Here is a 3,525-nt window from a genome sequence, read left to right as displayed (position 1 = left end):
GGTTGGGTTTGCGGTGGTTATGGTGGGAGGGTCACACCCGGTCTCTTTCCGAACCCGGTCGTTAAGCCTCTTTGCGCTGATGGTACTGCCCTGTTGTGGGGTGGGAGAGTAGGTTGCTGCCGCAATTCACTTAGTGGGGGGACTCCTTTGGGGGTCCCCTCATTTTTTTATGCCCCAAATCGGGTCCCTCCGCTGCCTTCCCGCCAGTCCCTCCCGCCGATTGGTCCCTCTGCGACCCCCGGCCCCTGGCCCCGTGCGAAGATAAGCGCGACATCGCCCTCTCTGATGCGCGGGATGTATGGACAATCCAGCGGGAACTCCCCGAGGTACCGGTCGGCTGCGCGCTGACGCGCGGCGCAATCGCGATCTGATCATCAAGGCCGCCACATCACTGTTCGCCGAGCGGGGGCTGGACGTCCCCATGGAGGACATCGCGCGCAGAGCCGGTGTCGGCGTGGGCACCCTCTACCGGCGGTTTCCGGACCGGGAGAGCCTGGTCACGGCAATCGCCGAAAGCACCTTCCAGGCCGTCCTAGAGCGGGTGCGCACCGCCGTCGCAGAGGAGCCGGACGCCTGGGGCGCGCTCACGCGGTTCCTGCACCACTCCCTCGAACTGCGGCTGAGCCTGAGGTTCTCCCTCTCCTCCCCCGGTGGGTACTCCCTCCTCCGCAGCGCGGACAGCCGGGAGGCGAGCGTCGGCCTGGCCGACATCCTCGCGGAGCTGGTGCGGCGGGCGCAGGCGGAGGGCTCGCTGCGCGGCGACGTCGACGTGGGCGACGTCCTCATTCTCCTGGCGGGGATCCTCACCTCACCCCACGCATTCCCCAACGACGGGCGCGGCGACATGCCCAACCGCTACATCACGCTCATCCTCGACGCGCTGCGCGCCCCCGGCGCGAGTCGGCTCCCGGGACGGCCGCAGTCGTTCGCCGACGTGCGGCCGTTCCTCCGGGCCAAGCACCAGGGCGTGGAGGACGCCGAGGAGGGCGGTGACGACCCGGTGCGGAGCTGATGGGCCGACCTGAAGGGCTGTCCGCCCTTTTCGGCTACCCTGTGGCCGCGCGCCCTCCGGCCGGATCTCCGACCATCCCGCCCAGGTCCGCCGCCGGACCCTCCCGGCTTTCCCGGCTCTCGCGGGCGCGCTCCTGGGCGTCCGCGACCGCGTCCCCGTGTTCGGCGGCCCAGGTGGCGAGGGCGGCCAGTGGCTCCATGAGCGTCTCGCCGAGGGGCGTCAGGCCGTACTCCACCCGCGGCGGCGCCTCGGCGTAGGCCCTCCGCTCCACCAGGCCGGAGTCGGCCAGGCGGCGCAGGGTCTGGTTGAGCACCTTGGCGCTGATCCCGCCGATCTCGTCCCGCAGCTCGCGCGGGCGGCGGGGGCCGGTCCGCAGGCCGAGGAGCACGACGCTGTTCCAGGTGTGGGTGAACAGATCGAACGCGAGCCGGGCGCGGCAGTCGGCGAGGAACGGCTGGTCCAGGCGGATCCCGGACCCGGCAGTTTCCGAGGCCGGGGGCTCGAACTCATTGCCGCCGTGCACCGCTCCCGCCCTGTCCGTCCGGTCCGTTCCGCCCATCGGATCCCTCCCGCCCGCCTTGCCCGCGTCCCCCGCTCCCGCGCCGCGCCCTCGGCATCTTGCCGGTCCTGCGGCTCGGCCGGACACCGGAGTCAGCGCCAGTAAACCCCATCCGATGCGTACCGATCGGTGCCCATCGACCTCCCTACGCTCCCTGCCAGACGGCCGGCGCCGAGAGTCGGCCCGGCAGCGGAAGGCAGGTCGAGGGGCGTGCGGATCGGAGTCGTCGGTACCGGTGGGATGGCAGAGGCCCTGGGCGGGGGGTGGGCCGCCGCCGGGCACGAGGTGATGTTCGGCGGGCGGAGTCCGGCGCGGGCAAAGGCGCTGGCCGCGCGGGTCGGCGGGGCGGCGCGCACGGGCACCCCGGCGGAGGCCGCCGCCTTCGGCGCCGCCGTGCTGCTGGCCGTGCCCTACGCGGCCGTGCTGGGCGTGCTCGCCGACCTGGGCGCCGCTGACGGCGCCCTGCGCGGGCGGGTGCTCATCGACTGCGTGAACCCGGTGGCCACCACCGCGTTCACCCTGGCGACCGACGACGGCGGACCGTCGCTGGCCCGCCGCATCGCCGACGCGGCGCCCGGCGCGCACCCGGTGAAGGCGTTCACGCTGTGCCCCGCCGACGTGTGGCGGGCGCGCGAGGGCGAGGCCGGGGGCACCAGCGGTGAATCCGGGCACGAGTCCGGCGGCGGGGCTCCGCACGTGCCGCTGTGCGGGGACTCCGACGACGCCCTCGGCGTCGTCGGCGGGCTCGTGCGCGACCTCGGCGGGACGCCCGTGGTCGCGGGAGGGCTTGAGCGCGCGGGGCTGGTGGAGGCCACGGCGGCCTTCGCGATCGGGCTGTACGCTTCCGGGAACGATCCGCGCCTCGTCTTCGCCGCGCCGGACGCGGCTCCGCCGCCGCAGGCGCAGCCGCGCACGCCGGTCGCCGGCTGAGGTTGGGGCGGCGGGCGGCCGGGTCCGTCCGCCGCCCGCTCGCTCGGGCGCCCACCCACCCGGAAGGTCGGGCGCCCGGCACGTCCGCACCCACGTCAAGGGAGGTCCACCCATGACGGACGCCGCTCGCGAGCGCGCCCAGTCGTTCGACCACGTGGCCGCCGAGTACGAGCGGCTGGCCGAACTGACCGGCGACGACGGCGTCGGCGCGTGGCTCCCGGGCGTGCTGCCCGACGCCTCGGCCGCCTCCGGCGGGCGCGCCCTCGACCTCGGGTGCGGCACCGGGCGGCACACGCTGGTGCTGGCCGAGCGGTTCGCCCATGTCGAGGCGGTGGACCTGTCCCGGCCGATGCTCGACATCGCGCGTGCCAAGCGGTCCCGGCTCAACGTGGTGTACCGGTGCGGCGACCTGCTCGCCGAGGACGGCGGCCCCACCGGCCGCTACGACTTCGTGCTGAGCGTGCGGACCCTGCACCACGTCGCCGACCTGGAGGCGGCGCTGCGCCGCATCCGGCGCCTGGTGGCGCCGGGCGGGCGCGCGGTGCTGATCGACGTCGTGTCGCGGCGCCCGTCCGTGCCCCGGTGGTGGCTGCGCGGCGGCCTGCTCCGCAAACTGCTGCGCAACACGCTCCGGCGCGGACCGGCGGAGGCGTGGGAGGTCTACCGGCTGTCCTCCGGGGCGTGGCTGGACCACCGGGTGAGCGACCGCTACCTCAGCCGTGCGGAGTTCGAACGCCGCTACGGTTCGGTGTTCCCGGAGGGAGCCTTCACGTCGGCGGCGGGCGCCTGCGCCCTGGTGTGGGACGCCCCGTCCGCCGACCAGGGCGACCTTCGAGGGGCGGGGTGAGCGATTTTCGGGGCGGCGACGGCGGCGGATCGTCCGGGCAGACGGGCGGGAGCGGCGCCGCGTGGCGGTGGCTCCCGGCGGATGCGGTCCCTTCGATCCACTCGCCCCCTCCACCGGCGGCGGGGGGGGGGGGGGGGGGGGGCCGCCCCCCCGCCGCCGCCCCGCCGTTTTTTGTGG

Annotated in this window: 4 protein-coding genes and 1 rRNA gene; 4 read left to right on the top strand and 1 reads right to left on the bottom strand. The window is 74.8% G+C overall.

What is annotated here, in order from left to right; all coding sequences use genetic code 11:
• Positions 1-9: 9 nt before the first annotated feature.
• Together rrf and LG943_RS26900 are read left to right on the top strand one after the other, a co-directional pair.
• Positions 10-125 (top strand): 5S ribosomal RNA (gene rrf / locus LG943_RS26905).
• Between the two features lie 173 nt (positions 126-298).
• Positions 299-1,012: a TetR/AcrR family transcriptional regulator gene (locus LG943_RS26900; protein WP_270075186.1), complete on the top strand. Its 714-nt coding sequence runs from the start codon at positions 299-301 to the stop codon at positions 1,010-1,012.
• Between the two features lie 34 nt (positions 1,013-1,046).
• Here LG943_RS26900 and LG943_RS26895 read toward each other — a convergent pair whose 3' ends face one another.
• Positions 1,047-1,535 (bottom strand): winged helix-turn-helix transcriptional regulator, encoded by a 489-nt coding sequence (locus LG943_RS26895; protein ID WP_270075185.1) that lies wholly within the window; start codon positions 1,533-1,535, stop codon positions 1,047-1,049.
• Between the two features lie 246 nt (positions 1,536-1,781).
• On the opposite strand from LG943_RS26895, the gene LG943_RS26890 reads away from it, so the two are divergent.
• Both LG943_RS26890 and LG943_RS26885 read left to right on the top strand, forming a co-directional pair.
• Positions 1,782-2,501 carry an NADPH-dependent F420 reductase gene (locus tag LG943_RS26890; protein WP_270075184.1) on the top strand — a complete coding sequence of 240 codons (720 nt, stop codon included), beginning with the start codon at positions 1,782-1,784 and terminating at the stop codon, positions 2,499-2,501.
• Between the two features lie 112 nt (positions 2,502-2,613).
• A complete protein-coding gene (locus tag LG943_RS26885; RefSeq protein WP_270075183.1) occupies positions 2,614-3,348 on the top strand; it encodes a class I SAM-dependent methyltransferase in 735 nt (244 codons plus the stop codon).
• The last annotated feature ends 177 nt before the right edge of the window (positions 3,349-3,525 follow it).

The organism is Streptomonospora mangrovi (assembly GCF_027604915.1).
GTDB classification, from domain to species: domain Bacteria; phylum Actinomycetota; class Actinomycetes; order Streptosporangiales; family Streptosporangiaceae; genus Streptomonospora; species Streptomonospora mangrovi.
This window is presented reverse-complemented; position numbering and strand designations above follow the sequence as displayed.